Annotated in this window: 1 protein-coding gene; it reads right to left on the bottom strand. The window is 74.3% G+C overall.

Annotation, left to right across the window (positions count from 1 at the left end):
- The coding region (locus N869_RS16255; protein WP_035063590.1) for a sugar-binding protein at positions 1-249 on the bottom strand (249 nt) is incomplete at both ends.

Genomic DNA, 249 nt, shown 5'->3' with positions numbered 1-249 from the left:
TGCGCCCTCGACGCTCTCGCCGGCACGGACCGTCGAGCTCTCGAACACCAGGGCAGGCCCGTCCTCGCCGGGCTCGCCGGGCTCACCCGGGGCACCCGGGTCGCCGGGCTCACCCGGGTCGGTCGGGTCGGTCAGCTCGCTGACGAGCTGTGCCACACCCCACCGGGTGGTGCTCTGGTAGCTCAGACCGGTCGGGTCGGCCCACATCTGGGTACCCGTGCGGGTCCCGCCCGTGGCGTCGTTGAGCTG

It is taken from the genome of Cellulomonas bogoriensis 69B4 = DSM 16987 (assembly GCF_000767165.1).
Taxonomy (GTDB): Bacteria; Actinomycetota; Actinomycetes; order Actinomycetales; family Cellulomonadaceae; genus Actinotalea; species Actinotalea bogoriensis.
The sequence above is the reverse complement of the archived record's forward strand: the minus strand, read 5'-3'. Positions and strand labels throughout refer to the sequence as shown.